Origin of the sequence: Ruegeria discodermiae (assembly GCF_030758345.1) — a bacterium.
In the GTDB taxonomy this organism is placed as follows: domain Bacteria; phylum Pseudomonadota; class Alphaproteobacteria; order Rhodobacterales; family Rhodobacteraceae; genus Ruegeria_C.
Genome location: NZ_JAVAMO010000005.1, coordinates 300950 through 320925, shown reverse-complemented (window position 1 = coordinate 320925; position 19976 = coordinate 300950). Strand labels below are relative to the sequence as shown.

The following is a 19976-nucleotide window of genomic DNA, read 5'->3' as shown; positions in this document are numbered from 1 at the left end:
TCAATTCGGTACTCCTCAGATTGGCGTCAGTCCCAGCCAGGCAGAATATCAGCCATCACCAGCAGGATGGCGAAGACGAACCAGGCGATTTGGATCAGCCAATAGAGAGCCGGGTCTTCCTCCAGCGTTACCTCTGACAACAGGAAGGCATGGCCCGTCAGGTAATTCTGAACCGTCCAATAAATGAACAGCAGCCCCCAGAGTGACTGATAGCCAAGTGCGGTGGCCGTCATCAGCGCAGCGAAGGCGGCGTAGTTGAGTGCGCTAGCCTGCGTCATGACGGATCGCCCAACCTGTTCAACAGGCTACGCGCGAGGGCATGCGCGGTATGTGCCCATTCCGTCGGCATATCCAACGGTGCCAGAGAGGCCACGTTAAGATAGAGCGCTAGGATGCCATGGGCTGCGGCATTGATCGCATGATCTTCGGCTTGTGGATGGTCTTGACGCAGAACTCCGGTGATCGTGGCCTCGAACTCCAGAAGGGATTCGCGGCAGGCGGCGCGCAGATTTGCGTCTTCGGCAGCACGCGCCGTCAATGCCGCAAAGGCCAGTATCATGTCCGGTGACGATCCCGTCGTTTCTGAGAACAGAATATCGACCAATGCTGCACCAGTTGCGTCCTCAGGCAAGGCGGCGATCAACGCCTCGGTCTGCTCGGCAAAGCTCTCCAGCACATAGCCTTGCAGCGCGGCGATCATTTCGTCCCGATTGCCCAGATGATGGCGGATCAATGGCCGGGTCAGCCCGGCCTCGTCCGCGATCTGGGTCAGAGAAGCGCCCTCCAACCCAAAGCGCGCCACACATCGCACCAATGCCTGCATCACCTGCGCATAACGTTCGTCGCGGTTTGAAGGGCGTCCAGCCACGTCAGTTCCAATACTTCAGCCGAAGCGTCGATTTAGCCGTCTTGCCGGTGGTGACGGTCGCGGCCACGAATTTTGACGGCAAGCCACGACGCTCCATGGCGGCAAAGGCCGCGCAATCGACAGTAGCGGCAAGAACCGTGAAGGAGAGGAGTTTGATAGATTGCATCAAGCTGCCTTAAATTGTCAGTTATGACAGTATTTAAAGACGCAACTATTAACTGTCAATAGAGACAGCTTAATGTCGAAAAGGTACTGTTTGCGCCAGCACGCCTAACCGGCAGATACTGTGGTCGAATAACTACACCGCTTTGCCATCTTTTTGGGATTAAAAGTCAGCCCAGCGAACAAGGCCTGCGCCCAGTGCAAGGCTCCGGAGGTCAGCAGAAACACCTCGGGTGTGATCACCCAGTCCCCGATCCATGCGCCGCCGGACCTTTCGTGTTTATGCGGGGTGAACTCAACGATCTGTTCGGCCTTCTGTCGGCCAAGTTGCGAAACCTCTTCCATGAATTCAAAGGTTCGCTTGTGGCGCATTGGACACCCAGAGTAGTCACCACATCTGCGACCCCGTTCCGCGCGCTTTGCCAATGGGGCGCGAGAACGTCGAGCCCAAACCGTGGGCTCTCAGAAATCCAGATCGGCGTAGTGAGCAGGTGGTCGGAACCCGGGGATCTGATCGGCCAGGATCGAGCGGAAGGCCGGTCGCGATTTGATCTTGGCGTACCAGTCCTTGACCGGCTGGCTGCGGTTCCAATCCACATCAGAGATATAGTCGAGCGATGACAGATGCGCTGCAGCGGCAAAATCGGCCAGCGACATGGCATCGCCCGCCAGCCAGCGGCGATGATCCAGCAGCCAGGTCATGTAGTCCAGGTGGTACTTGATCGCCTTGGCGCCGTCCTTGACGTTGCGGCTGTCGGGATAACCTTCTTTGGTGACCTTCTTGTTCACCCGCTCATAGAGCAGCTTGGCAGTCACCTCGTGGTGGAACTTGTCATCAAACCAGCTGACCAGCCGCCGAACCTCATAGCGATCCTCGGGTGATTTGGGCATCAGGGCCGGTTCAGGGCGGGTTTCCTCAATATATTCACAGATCGCCGCGCTTTCGGCCATCATGCGGCCATCCAGTTTCAAAACCGGAACCTTGCCCGCCGGGTTGCGACGCATGAAATCGGGGTCACGTTCCCAATAGCGTTCTTCGATCAGCTCGACCTCGATCTTCTTTTCCGCCAGCGACAGGCGGACTTTTCTGCAAAAGGGCGAGAGGGGAACATGAAACAGACGCGCCATGATATTCCAATTTCAAAGACAAAAGGGTGGTCCAGAGATGCCTTGCCGCGCGGTTTTTTTCAATCCTCGAAACACGCGGCGCGACCGTCTGCGCGAATCGTGGCCGCCCCGTCCATGATCGAGGCGGTGCGGCGGCGCACGAAACTGGTGGGTTTTGAGGCTGAACGTGTCTTGGGCGCGGGCAACACGGCGGCGATGCGTGCGGCCTGCAAGGGCGTCAGGTCCTGCGCGTCGACCTGAAAATAGCTTTGCGCCGCCGCCTGCACACCGAACACGCCCTCATCCATCTCAGCCACGTTTAGATAGACCTCGACGATACGCTGTTTTGACCAGATCGCCTCGACCGCTGGGGTCAGCGCGGTTTCCAGCGCCTTGCGCACCCAGCTGCGGCCTTGCCAGAGAAAGACGTTTTTGACCACCTGTTGCGACAGGGTCGAGGCGCCCCGCGTGCTGCCATCTTCGATCGCGTCCCGGATTGCCTCGACATCAAAGCCCCAATGCAGGCAGAAATTTGCATCCTCTGCCGCCACGACCGAGCGCGCCATGACCGGAGAGATCTGCTCAATCGCCACCCAGTCGCGATCCACCGATCCTAGCCGCCGCCACTCTGACCAGATGGTGTGCGTGACGGGCGGGTTCACGAAGGCAAAGAGAAAGATCAACGCCGTGAACAGAACAATCACCACCAGGCAGGCGCGCACCACAATAGATCCCACCCTGTTGAGGAGGGGTTTGCGGGTTTTCTGGCGCGATTTGCTCGATTTTTTGCCTGACTTGCGGGCTGCCTGTTTCGCCATAGGGGATGTATAGGCGAGCTCCGCGTGTCTGCAAAGGTGATCTTGCGGAAGAAGAAGGCGTTTCACGCTCAACAAATAATGCCCCTTACAGAAGGGCGATCCCGAGAATGGGCAAGGCCGCCTTTGATTCAGGGTTTCCGACGGCCGTTAGTGGCGTGGAAATGGTGAAGCTATATGCTGCCTGGAGATCTTATAAGATTATGAAATATTGTAATTTTCCTTCCAACCCTAGGTCGCGCTCAACATTTTATCTAACATCTGAAATCCGGTGCCGCGCCAAACCGGCCAACAGCACTTATCCGTATTTTTGGACCGAAAATGCATCGCTCGCGCTGCCGTCGGATACTGCCGGGCGTGATGTTTGCAGTTTCGAAGACCGCCACCCGCGCAGATACGTGCGGTTCGAAGCTCAAGACCGATTTCCACATCGAGGCGAAACGTCTTAGATCGCGCGTTGCGACATGTAGGCCAGTTCCGAACGTCGCTGACCTTGCGCATCTGGCCGATATCCTGCGCGGCTCGGATATGTGCAGGGCTAGGCGGGTTGGCCGACGATCCGAACTCGTCTTCGCGAAAGGGTGCGAGTCCGGCCAGATATCGTTCTGCATTGGCGATCTGTCGATGAACGAACCATGCGGGCGAATAGGCCGCGCCCGGAGCGCTCGCCCCAATCGGTGCGGCGCGCGCCATCGGTGTGACCATCGCAGTCATGACCCGGCGCTCAGGCGGCGTTCAACCCGCAGAAGATAGCGCGCGGCCTGGCGCAATGCCTTAGCGCAATCACGTCGCGAAGACATTCGCCCGCCTTGGCGGTGAGACCTCGAAGCCTGCTGGAGGTCCAGTTCGAATGCTGCCTCTTCATCGAGGAAGTCGAGATATTCATCGTCACCTTCGCCGGAAACGCCGGATTTGAGGGCCAACTCTATGAACTTTTCGGCGACCGAGAGTTTCTGGTAGATTTGCTTGCCCAATTCTGCCGCCTGCGCTTGCGTGTATCCCCGTTTGCACCCGACCGCAGCACCTGCAGGTCCGGCAATCGCGCCGCCAATGACCGAGCCAATCTTGCCGGCATGCTGCTTGGTGATGGGGGCGAGTTTCCTGGCTGCGCGCTGGGCTGCGCTTCCAACCTTGCGGGCGATCTTGCTGCCAGCGCTCCTTTCGGGGTCTGGCGCTCGTCAACGAAACAACCCCATGTACTGGCAGGACTGTTCGATTCCAACCGCGACGAGGCCCGGTTGTTCGACTATGCGTTGATCCGGGTCTAATATGGGCGATTCAGTCAAGAAGTTCACCAATCTTTTGGGCGACACGATCACTCATCGAAAAGTCAATGTCGCCGGATTTCCGAAGATGGCTGGTAGCGTTCGCCAGATGCGACGCGGTTTCAACCTTGTTGACGCGATGGGACCCCCTTCGGGCCCGGGGTGGCGCGCCCATCTGGCTCAAGGTATCAAATGGCAACCGGAAGCTCATCGCCAATCACAACGGGCGGATGAGAGGGAATTCCTTCGGGCTTCTGATCCTCTCAACGGTCCTGAGTTTCCTCGCCCAGCACGGTGTTCCCGCTGATGAGCTGCGCGTGACCTGACACCGGGCCGTTCCTGGCATCCTTGCATCGCCGAGCCGAGCATCGGGCAGGTTCGCCTTTTGATGAGTTGGCGGTCCCGCTCAATGCACCACGAATGTCAATGCTCAGAAGTTTGCAACCTATTCATTGCGTTTTGAGAGCGGCTTGAGTTATTGGACCAGGTCGGATTCAGGTGGTGCAGTTGCGGGCTATGACGCGCGCGGTGGATATCGCGCCGCAAACGACGGCGGGTGGTTGAAAACTCGAAACGTAACGCGCGCCAGTTTGCATCCGCCTCTTCGGTCTGCACCCCAAACCGGGCCTTGCCGATTGAGGCCATGCCATCAATTAGCGCCGAGAAGCTTTGTTCTGGCGCGCCGGGATAGTGGTTCTTCCACTCAGAAAGCGCGGTCGAAACAGCTGTCAAATCTCGACGCGATATGGTTTTGACAACCTTATGCGAGGCGTACCATTCGGCTTGGATGACCCGTGTGTGCAGGGCCGCAATCCACAGTCCTGCGCGCGCCGAAAACACCCTGATCGCAAGTGCGATGACTGCGCCCAACCCCAGCACCCACCAAAGCGATTTGGAAAGATACCATGCTTTCGCCTTTTCCCCCTCACCAGAGACAGCGCCGCGAATCGACATCTCAACGGCGGGAACCGTCGCGGTTTCCAGCTGTCCAGTTTCAATGTTGAACCAGTCGAGCGACAGGCCGGGCAGTGTGTCGACCCCTTCGTTTTGAGCGACATAGGTTGTTGTTTCGGCGCGGGTGCCTGACAGCAGACCGCGGTCTTCTTTCTCCTCAATCTGTGGGTCTTTGGGATAGGCGCGCAGGCTTTCTCCGTCAGGCGCGGCGGTCAGGCGAGGGATCATGATTGGTGAGGTGCCGGTGATTTTCGCTGTAATGGTCCTGGTCGCGGCACCGCCGACAGTGAGGCCGGTATCTCCGTCAAGCTGCTGTTGCAATTCGAAGCTGCTGGCGATGATGAGCGGATCAAGGCTGGATGCCCCGTCGGGGATGGTGGCGGCGAAGGTCAGTTCGGGAAGAAGGGCAGCGAATGTCACGGGCGCATTTGTTTCGGGGTTGGCATAGGTGAGTGTCACGTCGCCCGGCGGCAGCGTAAAACTGCCGCCCGCGAGTGGGTAGAGGCGATAGCTGCGGCGCACGCCCGACCAGGTTTCGCCATCGATATTCTCGCTGATCGGGCCAGAGGCGCGCTCGGGCTGGCGGACCAGCAGCGAGGGAAGTTCGACAGCAGGAAAGACCGGTGGTTCGGGCATCCATGTCGGCACAAGGATCGAAATGCGTAGCAGCAGCGGCTGACCGACAATTGTACTGTCACTCTCCAGTTCAGCCGTAACGCGCGGGTCTTGCGCGGTGGCAGTGCCAGTACCCATGCACAGGAAGGCTATGGCAATCAGAGCGCGGATCATGTGCCTCCCCCGACATTGTCGTAAAGGAACCGGCTGCGCAGGAAATCCCCCATTTCGGTGTCGATGCTGTCGATCCACTGGTCGGGGGACAGTGCCGATGCCTGGTCCATAGGGGCATCGACTTGCGTGGCCGCGCCGCGCTGTGCTTCGTTGTCGAATGCCATGTCGTCTGCGCCGATGCCGCTTTCCTCGCCGGTGTCGGATTGCTCGCGGGTGCTTTCGACCTGTTCGACGATGGCCCAGGCGATCTCGGCGTTTTTGGCGGCGGCGGGAAAATCCGGCTGGCGGTCAAGCGCGGATTCAAAGGCCCGCGCACCGGGGCGGTAATCACGGTTACCGATCCGCGCGAGACCTTCGGAAAAGGCAGCCTCGGCACTGTCCAGCCTCGCAAATACTTCTGCCGCTTCCTCATAGCGGCCCGCGCGCAACAATGCGTGGCCTTTCCACATCGGATCCGTAAACAGATCAGCGGCTCGGGCGAAATCCTTGTTCCGGTAGGCAAGCTGCCCTTGTTGATCGGGTGTCAGAAACCAGTCCCGCCATCCATCGGCGCGTGCGCCGATAGGCATTTGAAGCGCGGTGATTACGATGATGGCGACACCCCAGCGCATGGTCCAGCCCTGGCGGAACCACAGCAGCGCTATGAGCGCGGCTGGCCAGAGCAGCCACCAGCCGCGATCGTCCCAGTCCAGTCGCTCATCGTCCAGTTGTGCCATCTGTTGTGCTGAGATCAACTGTCGTTCGATTTGCGCGATGTCCCAATCATCAGCGCTCAACCCGACAGTACTGACACCCGCCAGCCCCGCGATTTGGGCCGGGATTTGCCCGGCGGGCACGGTAACCAACATCGCCACTGGTGGCCGCGCGGGGTCATCGTTGGTGAATGCTGCAACCATGGCCGGATCAAGGTCGTCAAGCACAAAGAGGATGGCGCCGGCCGTTTCCGCGGCGCCCAGAATATCCATCGACAGTGCCAATGCGGCGGCAGCATCGTCCCCTTCGACGGGCATGACCTCGGGGCTGAGCGCTTGCAAAAGCGGGCGAAGGATATCGGGGTCTTCGGTCAGCGGTGCGACCCGATGCGCGGTGCCGGCATAGGCCACAAGCGCGGTGCGCGCGCCTGCCCGCGCGGCGATCAGATCAAGGATCTTGAACCGTGCGCGATCAAGGCGCGACGGCGCGAGGTCGGTGTCCTGCATCGAAGGCGTCACCTTGAGCGCCACAACGAGCGGCGCAGATTCCGCGATCAGCGGGTTGGGAATCCGGCTCCAGGATGGCCCGGCCGCGGCCAGTGTCAACAGACTCAGACAGAGAACGACACTGTCGATGGGCTGAACCCGCCGCCGGGCGTTTGAACCAACCCGCAGCGCCTCTGCCAGATGCGGGGCGATGTGAAGGGTGTCGGGACCGTCCGGCTTGCGGCGGGGTCGTGCAAGATACCAAAGCAGCCCAATCCCCGGCAGCAGCAACAGCCAGATGGGGCGAAGGAAGTGGAAGGCATCGACAAAACCCGTCATGCCTGCCTCCGAGACCGTGACACGAGCAAAGCAACAAGCGTCGCGACACCCAGCAAGGCGGCGAACAGACTGGCCATCCACACAAGCGACAGGGTCGGGCGATAGCTCGTCTCTTCGACGATGCGCGGGGCCATGGCGTCGATCTGCTCATAGACCTGCGACAGGGCCGCACTGTCATCGGCGTAAAAGAATGCACCACCAGTGCGGGCGGCGATATCTTGCAGTGCGGCCAGATCGACGCGGTCCTCTCCGGCCCCTTCCGGGTCGCCCACACCGATGGTCTGGATGACCACGCCCTTGTCGGCGGCAATCTCAGCTGCATTCACTGGCGAGACGCGGCTGTTGGTGTCCGCTCCATCGCTGAGCAGGACGATCAGACGCTCATCGACATCGCTGCTGTCAAACATGCGGATCGCCAGACCGATTGCATCTCCGATGGCGGTGTTTGGCCCGGCCATACCTACCTGCGTCTGATCGAGGAACCCGTCAAGACTTTGCAAATCTTCGGTGAAAGGCGCCTGTACAAAGGCGCGCGTGCCGAAGACGATCAGAGCCATACGGTCGCCGTCGCGCTCGGCGATGAAGGTCTTGAGTACATCGCGGACAGCGTCCAGCCGTTGCATCCTTTGCCCGTTTTCGCCGATGAAATCCCGCTGATCCATGGAGCCCGAGATATCGAGGGCAAGAACAACGTCGCGGGCGGATTTTTCGATCACGATGGGATCGCCCAGCCGCTGAGGTTGCGTCAGCCCGATCACGATCAGTGTCCAGACGAGGAGTGCAGCGATCATCTGAACGCGGCTCCGGTGCAGAACCGTTGCGCCTGCCTGCGGCGTTGTGCCCGCCGCTTCCGTCAACTGCCGGAAAAAGGGGGCTCGGATAGCCGTGACCTCTTCGCGGTGCGGCGGCAGGAACCGCCAGACCAGCCAGGGCAACGGCAAGAGGAGCAAGAGCCAGGGATGCACCAACGTGATCATCTCAGGCCCCTTGCTTTTGGCTGTTTATGCGTGACGATCCAGTCGCGCGCCAACCGGGTCAGCTCCAGAGATGCCGGAACCGGGCGGTAAGGGGCCTGCGCGACGACGCGCCCGGCGCCATTGGAAAACTGGTCGCCGCCCATGGTCCGATCGAGAAAGTGCAGCCAATCCTTGCCGGTCAATCCCGCAACTTCGCCGCGTGGAAATCCGCTCAATGCAGTGCGGCGCAGGATATCAGCGACGCAAGCCGGATCATCCCCCGCTTCGGCCAGCGCGCCCAAGGCTGCACGGCGATAGGCATTGGCTTGGCGATGCTTTATGGCCCGCCGGATCAGCCACCCCGCCAGCAAGACAAGTGTCAGTCCCAGCCAGAGCCACCCAACAGTTTGCGGTATCATCGAGATTGGCGCAGGTTCGGGCGCGGGCTCCAAAATGTCGATCAGTTCGACAAGGTTGAGGCCTTGCAGATCCGGGTTCATGACGCCCCCAACAGATGTGAGATCTGATCCAGCGCAGGGGATTGCGTCGACAGCGGCAGAAAAGGCAGTTGGTATTTCTGTGCCCAGCCCCGGATCAGCGTCAGCCGGTCCTGCGCAAAGGCTTTTATCTGTTTGTGAGTCTCGGCAGGGGAGGTGTCGATCTCTGCCTGCAAGGCGCCATCCGATATGGCGAGGCGTGTATTTTCGGGAATGTGCGCGGCCATCGGGTCGGCAATGTTGAACAGCAGCAGGTCGTTATGCCGGGCGAGCCTGCGGATCAGAGGCTCGGACGCGGCATCAACACCGTCGAAGTCCGAGAAGATCAGGACCAGATAGTTTGTCTTGGCAATCCGGGCGGCGGAGCGCAGCATCCGGTTGAACAGGTCGGGCCGCATGGCCTGACTTCGGGCCGACAACCGACCATTGGCGTCAGCGATCGAGGCAAGCATCCGGCGCACGGCCACTGGCGAGCGCACGGGCCTGTGTTCGGCGATGGCGTCGTCTGAAAAGACCAACCCGCCGACCCGATCGCCCTGCGCCAACACCAGATGCGCTACGATGGCGGCGGCCTCGGCGGCGATGACAGATTTCATGTAGACTCGGCTGCCAAAAAACATCGATATGCGTTGGTCTACCAGCAGCAGCGTGGGGCGGTCGCGTTCTTCGGTATAGACCCGGACATGGGGCGTACCGGTACGGGCCGTTACCTTCCAGTCCAGTGTGCGGATATCATCGCCGGGCAGATAGGCGCGCAGTTCCTCGAAATTCAGTCCCCGGCCGCGCAGTTTCGAGGCATGGCGGCCGTTCAGAACCGAATTCGCCGGTTGCCGGGGCAGGAAGCTCAGCCGCGAGGCGCGTCGTCTGAGCGCGACCAATTGTTGCAGGTCGACATGAATGCGGGGATCATGCCCGGGTTCTGTGATCGCTGCCTTCTGCATCATTGGCGTAGCATCCTCGGCCAAAGGCCTGCCGTTATGGCAGGGCAACCAGTTTGATGATCTCGTCGGTTACGTCATCCTGCGACAGGCCAGCGCCCTGCGCCTCGTAGCTCAATGTGATGCGATGGCGGAAAACGTCATGGGCAATGGCCCGGACATCAAGCGGATCGACATAGTCTCGCCCGGCCAGCCAGGCATGAGCGCGACTGCATTTGTCCAGAGCGATCGAGGCGCGCGGACTGGCACCGACGTCGATCCAGCTGGCCAGTTCCGCGCTCAGGGCTGCGGGGGTTCGCGTGGCATAGACCAGATCGGCAAAGTAGCGCTCCATCGCATCCGCGACGTGAATACCCGAAATTTCCGCACGCGCATCAAAGACAGTCTGTTGCAGAATGGGGGAGGGTTTGGCCGAACTAGTCTTTTTGGGCTGACTGGCCGACTGTTCCTCGCCCCGGACCAGGCGGATGACCTCGACCTCGTCTTCAACCGGTGGGTAGAGGATTTTCACATGCATCAGGAACCGGTCCATCTGTGCCTCGGGTAGGGGATAGGTGCCCTCCTGTTCGATAGGGTTTTGCGTGGCCATGACGATGAACAGGGGTTCCATCTTATGCGTCGTGCCCGACACCGTGACTTGGCGCTCCTCCATCGCCTCCAGCAGCGCGGCCTGCACTTTGGCGGGGGCGCGGTTGATCTCATCAGCCAGCACGATATTGGCAAAGATCGGTCCCGGCTCAAACCGGAACTCGGACGTGCCGCCGCCCTGAACATAGACCTCGGTTCCCGTGACATCCGAGGGCAGCAGATCGGGTGTGAACTGGATGCGGCTGAACTGCGCGTCCAGATTTTTGGCCATCGCCTTGACGGCACGTGTCTTGGCCAGTCCTGGCAACCCTTCGATCAGCAGGTTGCCATTGGCCAGCAAGCCGATCAGTAGGCGTTCGACCACCTCGGTCTGCCCGATGATGGACTGACCCATCCGGGCTTTGAGATCGAGGATTTGATCATGTGCGGACATGGGGATACTCCGTCATTGCCCAAAGCCTGCTTTTACACCCAAAGCAAACCGGTTTGTGTCGCCACTCAATCCTTGCGAGCAGGCGGAGAACATGCTCCTGTGGCTACAATATTGAATTCAATCAGCTTTCAAACGCATCCGGATTGTGGCCGGAGGCGCGCTCCGTCCGTGGATCAGACTAATTTGGGCGAGTTCATAAATCAATTTTTAACACAAAGCCTCAATTTTCTGTGTAAGCTGGGCGCGTTCCCTACTACTCGAAAAAGGTTTGAAAACATGTTTGCTGCCTTTGAGCCCCGGCGGATCATCCGGCCATTAATGACGTTAACCTGCGCGGTCTTTTTGGCGGTTCCCGCCACCGCGCAAGAGCAAAAGCCCAATATTCTTGTCATCTGGGGGGATGATGTCGGCCAGTCCAACATCTCGGCCTACACGATGGGTCTGATGGGGTATCACACGCCCAATATCGACCGAATCGCCAATGATGGCATGATCTTTACCGACTATTATGGCGAGCAATCCTGCACGGCCGGGCGGTCTTCGTATATCATGGGACAGTCGGTGTTCCGGACCGGGTTGTCCAAGGTGGGCCTGCCGGGCGCTGATCTGGGGATGCAGGAGGAAGACCCGACAATCGCGGGGCTGCTCAAGGCAGAAGGTTATGTTACCGGTCAGTTCGGCAAGAACCATCTGGGCGACAAGGACGAGCATCTGCCATCCAACCATGGTTTCGATGAGTTTTTCGGCAATCTTTACCATCTGAACGCCGAGGAAGAGCCCGAGAACGAAGACTATCCCGGCAACCAGGTTCTGGCCGATGGCCGCACCTTCCGCGAGGCCTATGGCCCGCGTGGTGTGATCAAGTCCAAGGCCGATGGCACGATCGAGGATACCGGCCCGCTGACCAAGAAGCGCATGGAAACCGTGGATGACGAAACCGTCGCCGCGGCCATTGACTTCATCAAGCGCTCGCACGAGCAGGGACAGCCCTTCTATGTCTGGTGGAACGGCACGCGGATGCACTTCCGCACCCATGTGGCCGACGATCGGCGCAATCCGGGCAACGACGAATATACCGATGGCATGCTGGAACATGACATGCATGTCGGCCAATTGCTGGACCTGCTGGACGAGTTGGGCATCGCCGACAACACCATTGTGCATTATTCGACCGATAATGGCCCGCATATGAACACCTGGCCGGATGCCGCGATGACTCCGTTCTGGGGAGAAAAGAACACCAACTGGGAAGGTGGCTGGCGGGTGCCCTCGATGGTGCGCTGGCCCGGCCTGATCGAGCCTGGCTCGGTCTCGAACGAGATCATGCATCATATGGACTGGCTGCCGACCTATTTGGCCGCTGCGGGCCGTGACAACATCAAGGAAGAGTTGATGCAGGGCGGCGTTCAGGCCATCGGGCGTGAATACAAGGTGCATCTGGATGGCTACAACTTCCTGCCCTATTTCAAGGGCGAAGTGGAAGAAGGCCCGCGCAAGGAGATTTTCTATTTCTCGGATGACGGCGACCTGACGGCGCTGCGCTATGACGACTGGAAGCTGATTTTCCTTGAGCAGAAGGCCTGGGGCACCCTGCGCGCCTGGATGGAACCATGGACGGAACTGCGCATCCCGTTGATCATCAATTTGCGCCGTGATCCCTATGAGCGCGCCTACCGGACCTCGAACACCTATTATGACTGGTTGCTTGACCGGGCCTATTTCCTGGTGCCGGCGCAGCAATATGTGGGCAATTTCCTGGCGACATTCCAGGAATTCCCACCACGCCAGAAGGCTGCCAGCTTCAATCTGGATCAGGTGATGGACAAGATGCTTGCGCCCGTGGGCGACTGATCCTCGTTATTGGATCAATCCGGGCCGCCGCAAAGTGGCGGCCCTTCTCCTTTCAGACCGGGAAGGTCCATTGTTATGCTTCGCCTTTCTTTGCCCCTTTTGTTTTCGCTTATCTTTTCTGCCGCGCGCGCAGACCCCCTGCCATCCTGGAATGACACCGACAGCAAGGCGCGGATCATTTCGTTCGTGGAAAACGTTACCGATGCCGCATCCGATGACTATGTCACGCCGTCCGACCGTATCGCCGTTTTTGACAATGACGGAACGCTCTGGGGTGAGCAGCCGGTGTATTTCCAACTGATCTATGCGGTCGATGCGTTTCAGAAGATGGCGCAGGACGATCCAAGCCTGATTACATCTGATGCGCTCAAGGCTGCGGCAGAGGGCGATTATTCGGCTCTGGCGGAAGGGGGCAAAGAGGCGGTGATCGAGGTTCTGGGCGCAACCCATAGCGGCCTGAACGTCGATGACTTTCAGGCCAGCGTTGCCAATTGGGTTGCAACGGCAAGCCACCCCGTCACCGGGCTGCGTTATGACCAGATGACGTATCAGCCAATGGTGGAATTGCTGCGCTATCTGCGCGACGAAGGGTTCAAGACTTATATTGTGTCCGGCGGCGGCATCCATTTCATGCGGGTCTTTGCCGAGGCCGCCTATGGCATCCCGACTGAACAGGTCATCGGCACCTATACCGAGACCTCCTATGAGGTGATCGACGGCGTCCCAACCATCACCAAACAACCCGCGATCGGTTTTGTCGACGACAAGGAGGGCAAGCCGATAAATATCGACCGGATCATCGGCAAACGACCGATCATTGGCGGCGGCAACTCGGATGGCGATTACGCGATGATCGAATGGACCACGGCAGGCGCCGGACCCCGGTTGGGTCTGATTGTGCATCATACGGATGGAGAGCGTGAAGTGGCCTATGACTGTGACAGCCATATCGGTCGGTTGTGCGATGGGCTGGAAAACGGCCCGAATTTGGGCTGGCTCATCGTTGATATGGCCAGGGACTGGTCGCGCATCTACACTGGCGCACAATAGCACCGGGGAAGGACATCAGGATAGCCGTTCGTTTATCAGTGCCTCTGATCAGATGGGCCGCCAGCGCTGGCGGGTTTTGTTTGGGGCTTGCGACCGTATCAGCCGCGCAAGAGCCTGCCTATGTCGGCTCATCTGAATGCACGGAGTGCCATGTTGAGGCCGCCGCCGCATGGAGCGGTTCGCATCATGCGCTGGCCTGGACCGCGCCGTCGCCTGATACCGTGATTGCTGATTTTGAAGACACATCCTTTATCCATGATGGCATGAGCGTCCAGTTCAGCGCCGATGAGAATCAATACCGCGCCACGGTCACCGAAAAGGACGGGGTTACAACTGAATATCCGGTGCATTCCGTCGTGGGTATCGCCCCTCTACAGCAATATCTGCTTGAAACCGAACCGGGTCGACTGCAGAGCTTTGACGTGGTCTGGGACACGGAAAAGGAACGCTGGTATCACCTCTATCCCGATCAGGATTTGCCCCCGGATGACGGATTGCATTGGACCGGCCCCTACAAAAACTGGAATGCCCGATGTGCGGCATGCCATGCCACCGGGCTTGAAAAGAACTATGATCCGGATACCCGTACCTACGCCTCGACCCATGCGGAAATCGGTGTCGGTTGCGAAGCCTGCCATGGTCCGGGATCGGCTCATCTGGACTGGGCCGCCGGGAACGAGATTGCCAATGATAGAGGGCTGCTGAACGCCTTTGGGCTGACCATGGATTTCAACGCAGGGGCCGAGGCGACGATTCAGCAATGCGCAACCTGCCATTCACGCCGCGAGGCGTTTGGTGATGGCAACCCGCTGCCGGGAACGCCATATCACGACAATTACAACCTCGCCCTGCTGCGGCCTGGTCTTTACCATGCGGACGGTCAGATATTGGACGAAGTCTATGTCTACGGCTCGTTCCTGCAATCCAAAATGTATGCTAGCGGCGTCAGTTGCACCAATTGCCACGAAGCGCATTCCGCGACGCTCATCGCCGATGGCAACGAGGTTTGCACCCAGTGTCACTCGCCAGCGGGTCGGGAAGACTTTCCTGGCTTGACCCTGGCCCTCTATGACGATCCCTCCCATCATTTTCATACCATGGGTTCAGAGGGTGCGGCCTGCAAAAACTGCCATATGCCGGAACGGATTTACATGGGCATTGACGGGCGCCGCGATCACGGGTTTCGTATTCCTAGGCCCGACCTCGCCGCCGAGACGGGTGCCCCGGATACCTGTACCGATTGCCATTCGGATCGAACCGCCGAATGGGCCGCGCAGACCTTAGAGGCGTGGTATCCGCAAAGCGTCAACCGGGGCGCACATTTCGGGCAGATGTTCGCAGCGGCCCGCACAGATCCGGTCGCGGCTGGCGATGATCTTGCTTGGTTGGCGCGCGAAGTTACCCAGCCCGCAATCATACGCGCCACCGCGTTGTGGTTGTTGCAACAAAGTGCGGCGCAGCGGGTGAGGGATGTGGCGGTTGGCCTGCTGGACGATCCTGATCCGATGGTGCGTGCCAGCGCCGTGGGGCTGCTGACCAATGCCGGCCCGGACGAGATCGCCAGGATGTTGCCTTTGTTGCAGGACCCGTTGCGGGTTGTCAGGATTGCTGCGGCGCGGGCGATACTTTCGGCAGGGGGCACGCAGATATCCCGTGACGGACAGGAGAGTTTGCGACAGGCTCTGTCCGAATGGAGAAGCTCATTAGTTAACCGCGCAGACTTTCCCGAAACTCATCTGGTCCTTGGGGGGATGGCACTTACGATGCGCAATCTACCTGCCGCACAAAAGGCTTTTGAAGAAGTGACGCTTCTCGACCCGCAACGTGTTGACGCCTGGGTAATGCAGGTCCGCTTGGCTGCCGCGACAGTAGGGTCAAATGCCGCAAGGCTGGTGCTGGACCGGGCGCTTTCGTTTAACCCTGATGACCCTTCGCTTTCGGCGCTTGCATCGGATCTGCAATGACGGCCGCTGGGCTGTTGCAGATGGGTCTTTTACAATGATATCGGCTCCAAAGATGGGGGCGCCCCTTCTGGCCGCGCTATGCCAGTGTGGGTTTGCAACCCATCCGATGTGCCCACTTGGAGTACCGTCAGATCGAGAACGAATTTGGGGCCGAGAAGCGGCGGATTTGTGCGGGCCGCCAAAGCAGCCCGCAGCAGGTTTCACTTTGACTGAGCCATATGAGCCCGGTATTCGCCTTGTCGCTCAATCATCCAGCCTGGATATTCTGCTGGCAGCTGCGTCACCGCATCGAGTGCAGCCAGGTCTTCCGATGAAAGGGTGACCTCGACGGCGCCAATGTTGTCGGCAAGCTGCTCCGGGCGTTTTGCCCCCAGTATGACACTGGTGACGACCTTCTGATGCAGCAGCCAGGCCAGTGCGACCTGCGGGATGGTGCACCCCTTGTCTTGCGCGATCGTCCGCATCACGTCGATCGCATCATATGCCCGGTCCTTATCGATTGGCGGGAAGTCGAAATTCACGCGGCGGCCCTCTGCGGTTTTTCCGTCGCGATCAAACTTGCCGGAAAGGAAGCCACCTGCCAGCGGGCTCCAGACCATCAGGCCGATCTGCTCTGCCTGCAGCATCGGGGCCAACTCACGCTCCAGGTCGCGCCCTGCAACGCTATAATAGGCTTGCAGTGAAACAATCGGCGCAAGACGCCGTGCCTCGGTGATCCCGACTGCCTTGACGACCTGCCAGGCCGCCCAATTCGAGAGGCCGAGATAGCGGACATGACCCTGCCGAACCAGCATATCCAAGGCCTCAAGCGTCTCGGCCATTGGCGTGGCCGGGTCGAAGCCGTGAATCTGATAGAGGTCGATGTGATCAAGCTGCAACCGTTTCAGGCTCGCCTTTGCCTGATCCAGGATGTGCCCGCGCGAAGAGCCGCGCGCATTTGGTCCTTCGCCCATGGGGCCGTGGACCTTAGTGGTAATCACAACGTCTTCCCGAGCGACACCGACATTCTTGAGAGATTGGCCCAGGATCTCTTCGCTTTTACCTGTCGCGTAGATATTGGCGGTATCGATGAAGTTAATGCCCGCATCCAAAGCGGTTTTCAGCAGGCCGTCCGCTTCGTCCTGCTGGAGCTTGCCGATCTGACCCCACATATCGTCCGATCCGCCGAACGTCATGGTGCCGAGGCAAAGTTCCGAGACAAAGAGACCACTGTGACCGAGGCGATTGTAACGCATGATTTCTTTCCTTCATTGAAAGTGCCCCGGCCGATGCGGCCCGGGCTCGCTAGAGATATGCGATCTGATGGCCAGCCCATGCCACGCCGATCCTCGCGAAACCTTGCACGATCCTCTCAAACCGACCGGATTGGTCTGGTCACTCGCGGGTGAAAGGGTAGAGTGGCAATATGGCTGAACCGCATTTAGAAACATTGACGGAACGGGCTTTGGACCTCTGGCAAGCTCATGGGCGCGAGACCCCTCTGCCCGGTGTTTTCCTTGCCGCATCCGAAGAACCAACAGGCCCTTTGCACGGCGTTTATCAACCCTCGCTTTGCGTCGTTCTCCAAGGGGCCAAGGTCAGCCGGGTCGGGCACAGGACCTATCGCTACGATGCAGGGAAATGCCTGATTGCCTCATTGGATGTGCCGGTGCGCGCAGAAATCATCACTGCCTCGAAAACCCATCCCTACGCAGCTATGATCGTCAATATCGATCCTGCAGTTGTGGCCGAGCTGCTGCTTGACCACCCAACCACAGGAATGTGCGCCGAAGTCACATCTGAGGCGCTCGCTGTGCATCCTCTGTCCAGCGACCTGATCGATCCGCTCGAACGGCTATTGGGTTTGGCAAAGCGCCCCGGTGACATCCCCGTTCTCGCACCGATGATACAGCGGGAAATCACATGGCAGCTGCTGAATGGTCCACAGGCCGGCCTGCTGTGCCAGGTCGGCTTGACCGACAGCCGCGTTGCCCGCATTGGCAAATCGATCGCCTGGGTGCGAGAAAACTTCGCTGAAGCGCTGAGCGTGCCCCATTTGGCAACGCTTGCCGGGATGAGCCCGGCAACGTTTCACCGGCAATTCAAGGCCGCAACGGCGATGACGCCGGTTCAATTCCAGAAAAGCCTGCGTCTTCAGGAAGCCCGGCGGATGCTCTTGTCGGAAGGGGTCGATGTGGCCCAGGTTGGTTTCGCGATTGGCTATGAAAGCCCTTCGCAATTCAGCCGCGAATACCGTCGGATGTTTGGGGCACCGCCGGGTCGCGACGGAATTCAGCTACGCAGCGCCGTTACCGCCGAAAGCCACGGCTAGACTATGTCGAGGGCATAAAGTGTCAGGCCTGTATAGAGCCGCGCCAATCTCCTTTTACTGTGAGCTGCCGCAAACTAGACGTCCCGGCCGGGCTCGTTCCGGTTGCTGAAATATAGGGCGATCTTATTGCCTTGAGGGTCGCGCAGGTAGGCTACGAAGAAATTCGGTCCATATAGGTCACGAAATCCGGGTTGGCCCTCATCTGAACCGCCTGCCGCAAGCGCGGCGGCGTGAAGATCGCGAACCTGCTGTTGATTGCGCGCTTGGAATGCAACCATCGTCCCGTTCCCGGCCGAGGCCGGACCTCCATCAAAGGGGCGTTTGACATAGAACTCCGGCAGACTCGGCGCGTGACCTGGCTTTTCAGGCAGCGCGTAGCTCAGTTCGCCATGAATTACTTCCAGCCTGTAGCCAAGTGCCGGTAGGAAGGCGGAGTAAAAGCGTTCCGCGCGATCGATATCGTCTACGCCGACCGTGATGTAGGCAATCATTCTAAGGGTCCCTTTCCTGAGTGTTATTAGCTTCAAAGCGAGACTGTTCATATCTTTGGCCGACGGTTCATTGCCGTCCGCCTAGAGCAGTCAGAAACGTCTCGTAGTTTCAGCCGTCGCTTTTCTATCGTCATGCCCCTGCGTCCGGGGCGCGCAAGAAACACTGTTCTTCTGGTCCTTTCTCTGGCGAAACCGCTGTTGCCGCGATGTGAGCCCTACGACAGTAGACGCGTCACCGCCCTCCGGTGATCTAAAGGTGGCGCCAACACTTAGAACTAAGGCTCCACAAGCAAGCGCAGCGGCCAAGCCGAACATGACGTCCCACGAGATGCCTGCCGCCATCCCGGCCAGAACCGCTCCAAACGCGCCGACGCCATCCAGAAGGGCGAAAGCGAGGCCCAATATGGTGCTTTCACTGCGATCCGTATGATCGACAGCAGTTGCAAGCATCGCCGCGCGGATCGCATCCAGCGCCGCGACCCCAAGCGCCATCATGGCAATCATGAACCAGAATGGCAGCTCGAACATCAGCGTCGCGATTGCCAAGGCGGCAAGCCCATTTCCGGTTGCAAGAACCGGTCTGCGACCAAACGTGTCGGATATCCATCCAACCCAAGGCTGAGCCAGCGCGCCCATGATGAGTAGGGTGGCAAAAATGGTCCCGATGATGGCAGGGGCGAGGTCGTGAACCGCCGCCAGATAGAGTGGGATCATGCTGAGCAATGCGATCAGAGACATGTTGTAGAGCGAAATCATTGCGACGATCCACAATCCCCTGCGGCCACTCCATGCGCGCATCAACGCCCAGAATTCGTGCCGATCTACTGGTTTGTTTTCCATAAGAGGGACAAACCGGGCAACCCACAGGAAACACATTCCCATCAAGACCGAAGGCAGAACCGAAATGGCCAGCACGCTGCGCCAGTCAAGGAAAGACAGAAGCAATCCAACCGACAAGGGGGCCAGAACTTCAGCGAACGAGCCACCTATCGCATGAATCCCGAGGGCCCGCGCTCGGCCGCTTTTGTTGTCACGGATTAAGACTCCGGTCGCGATCGGATGCCAGGCGGCGTTTCCCGTTCCGGCGATCGTCAGAAGAATTGCAAGGCTCCAAAACCCCGGGGCCAGTGCCGCAAGCGCGTAACCGAGAGCAACCCAGAAGAACGTTGCCACCAGCAATCGGCCCCGGTTCGAAACATGATCCGCAAGGAACCCTGCCGGAATATAGGCCAGCGCAGCTCCGCTGCTGAACAGAGTGAAGAGCAAGCCAACCTCCGCGGGCGACAGGTTCATGGCAAGACCGGCTGCGGGCACGATCAGCCACAGGGCGGCAACCGGCCAATCATTCGCCAGATGGCCCAGGGCGAACCAGATCAAGAACGCAGGACTTTTCATATTGGTTGTGCCGTCCGATGCAGGC

At 59.3% G+C, this 19976-nt stretch carries 21 protein-coding genes; 5 read left to right on the top strand and 16 right to left on the bottom strand.

The window, feature by feature from the left end; translation table 11 throughout:
- Positions 1-26 precede the first annotated feature (26 nt).
- The 7 genes from Q5Y75_RS14650 to Q5Y75_RS14620 all read right to left on the bottom strand — a co-directional run bounded on the left by Q5Y75_RS14650 (position 27) and on the right by Q5Y75_RS14620 (position 3666).
- On the bottom strand, positions 27-278 hold the full coding sequence (locus Q5Y75_RS14650) for a hypothetical protein (RefSeq protein WP_306198708.1): 252 nt from the start codon (positions 276-278) through the stop codon (positions 27-29).
- On the bottom strand, positions 275-868 hold the full coding sequence (locus Q5Y75_RS14645) for a TetR/AcrR family transcriptional regulator (RefSeq protein WP_306198706.1): 594 nt from the start codon (positions 866-868) through the stop codon (positions 275-277). Before Q5Y75_RS14645 ends, Q5Y75_RS14650 begins: the two co-directional genes overlap by 4 nt.
- A 1-nt stretch (position 869) precedes the next feature.
- Positions 870-1034, bottom strand: a complete 165-nt coding sequence (locus tag Q5Y75_RS14640; RefSeq protein ID WP_306198704.1) for a hypothetical protein — start codon at positions 1032-1034, stop codon at positions 870-872.
- 104 nt (positions 1035-1138) lie between these two features.
- The gene (locus tag Q5Y75_RS14635; RefSeq protein WP_306198701.1) at positions 1139-1402 is read right to left on the bottom strand and encodes a hypothetical protein; all 264 of its coding nucleotides are present in this window, start codon (positions 1400-1402) and stop codon (positions 1139-1141) included.
- A gap of 90 nt (positions 1403-1492) precedes the next feature.
- Positions 1493-2158, bottom strand: a complete 666-nt coding sequence (fzlA, locus tag Q5Y75_RS14630) for an FtsZ-binding protein FzlA (protein WP_306198698.1) — start codon at positions 2156-2158, stop codon at positions 1493-1495.
- Positions 2159-2217: 59 nt separating this feature from the next.
- Entirely contained in the window at positions 2218-2955 is a 738-nt protein-coding gene (gene mtgA / locus Q5Y75_RS14625; RefSeq protein ID WP_306198696.1) for a monofunctional biosynthetic peptidoglycan transglycosylase, read from the bottom strand.
- A 228-nt stretch (positions 2956-3183) separates the two neighbouring features.
- Complete coding sequence (locus Q5Y75_RS14620) at positions 3184-3666, bottom strand: hypothetical protein (RefSeq protein ID WP_306198694.1); 483 nt, start codon at positions 3664-3666, stop codon at positions 3184-3186.
- A gap of 95 nt (positions 3667-3761) precedes the next feature.
- Between Q5Y75_RS14620 and Q5Y75_RS14615 the strand changes: the two genes are divergently transcribed.
- Positions 3762-4220 (top strand): hypothetical protein, encoded by a 459-nt coding sequence (locus Q5Y75_RS14615; RefSeq protein WP_306198692.1) that lies wholly within the window; start codon positions 3762-3764, stop codon positions 4218-4220.
- 420 nt (positions 4221-4640) lie between these two features.
- Here the strand turns inward: Q5Y75_RS14615 and Q5Y75_RS14610 are convergent, their stop codons facing one another.
- From Q5Y75_RS14610 to Q5Y75_RS14585, 6 genes are read right to left on the bottom strand one after another with little or no spacing between them, the layout of a single operon-like run.
- Positions 4641-5960 carry a hypothetical protein gene (locus Q5Y75_RS14610; RefSeq protein ID WP_306198689.1) on the bottom strand — a complete coding sequence of 440 codons (1320 nt, stop codon included), beginning with the start codon at positions 5958-5960 and terminating at the stop codon, positions 4641-4643.
- On the bottom strand, positions 5957-7477 hold the full coding sequence (locus Q5Y75_RS14605) for a VWA domain-containing protein (RefSeq protein ID WP_306198687.1): 1521 nt from the start codon (positions 7475-7477) through the stop codon (positions 5957-5959). Before Q5Y75_RS14605 ends, Q5Y75_RS14610 begins: the two co-directional genes overlap by 4 nt.
- Positions 7474-8454, bottom strand: a complete 981-nt coding sequence (locus Q5Y75_RS14600; protein WP_306198684.1) for a VWA domain-containing protein — start codon at positions 8452-8454, stop codon at positions 7474-7476. The genes Q5Y75_RS14605 and Q5Y75_RS14600 overlap by 4 nt, the downstream gene beginning before the upstream one ends.
- Positions 8451-8933 carry a DUF4381 domain-containing protein gene (locus Q5Y75_RS14595; RefSeq protein ID WP_306198681.1) on the bottom strand — a complete coding sequence of 161 codons (483 nt, stop codon included), beginning with the start codon at positions 8931-8933 and terminating at the stop codon, positions 8451-8453. Before Q5Y75_RS14595 ends, Q5Y75_RS14600 begins: the two co-directional genes overlap by 4 nt.
- Complete coding sequence (locus Q5Y75_RS14590) at positions 8930-9874, bottom strand: DUF58 domain-containing protein (protein ID WP_306198679.1); 945 nt, start codon at positions 9872-9874, stop codon at positions 8930-8932. The genes Q5Y75_RS14595 and Q5Y75_RS14590 overlap by 4 nt, the downstream gene beginning before the upstream one ends.
- A 31-nt stretch (positions 9875-9905) precedes the next feature.
- Positions 9906-10889, bottom strand: coding sequence for an AAA family ATPase (locus Q5Y75_RS14585; RefSeq protein ID WP_306198677.1), 984 nt, complete (start codon positions 10887-10889; stop codon positions 9906-9908).
- A 318-nt stretch (positions 10890-11207) separates the two neighbouring features.
- Here Q5Y75_RS14585 and Q5Y75_RS14580 point away from each other — a divergent pair, with 318 nt between their 5' ends.
- From Q5Y75_RS14580 to Q5Y75_RS14570, 3 genes are all read left to right on the top strand, one after another.
- Positions 11208-12740 (top strand): arylsulfatase, encoded by a 1533-nt coding sequence (locus Q5Y75_RS14580; protein WP_306198676.1) that lies wholly within the window; start codon positions 11208-11210, stop codon positions 12738-12740.
- Positions 12741-12815: 75 nt separating this feature from the next.
- Positions 12816-13790, top strand: coding sequence for an HAD family hydrolase (locus Q5Y75_RS14575; RefSeq protein WP_306198673.1), 975 nt, complete (start codon positions 12816-12818; stop codon positions 13788-13790).
- Positions 13791-13870: 80 nt separating this feature from the next.
- Positions 13871-15754: a multiheme c-type cytochrome gene (locus Q5Y75_RS14570; RefSeq protein ID WP_306198670.1), complete on the top strand. Its 1884-nt coding sequence runs from the start codon at positions 13871-13873 to the stop codon at positions 15752-15754.
- A gap of 200 nt (positions 15755-15954) precedes the next feature.
- On the opposite strand, the gene Q5Y75_RS14565 is transcribed toward Q5Y75_RS14570, so the two are convergent.
- Complete coding sequence (locus tag Q5Y75_RS14565; protein WP_306198667.1) at positions 15955-16989, bottom strand: aldo/keto reductase; 1035 nt, start codon at positions 16987-16989, stop codon at positions 15955-15957.
- Positions 16990-17159: 170 nt separating this feature from the next.
- Here Q5Y75_RS14565 and Q5Y75_RS14560 point away from each other — a divergent pair, with 170 nt between their 5' ends.
- Entirely contained in the window at positions 17160-18065 is a 906-nt protein-coding gene (locus Q5Y75_RS14560) for an AraC family transcriptional regulator (RefSeq protein ID WP_306198664.1), read from the top strand.
- A gap of 74 nt (positions 18066-18139) precedes the next feature.
- Here Q5Y75_RS14560 and Q5Y75_RS14555 read toward each other — a convergent pair whose 3' ends face one another.
- Positions 18140-18556, bottom strand: coding sequence for a VOC family protein (locus Q5Y75_RS14555; RefSeq protein ID WP_306198660.1), 417 nt, complete (start codon positions 18554-18556; stop codon positions 18140-18142).
- 90 nt (positions 18557-18646) lie between these two features.
- On the bottom strand, positions 18647-19951 hold the full coding sequence (locus tag Q5Y75_RS14550; RefSeq protein WP_306198659.1) for an MFS transporter: 1305 nt from the start codon (positions 19949-19951) through the stop codon (positions 18647-18649).
- Positions 19952-19976: the final 25 nt, after the last annotated feature.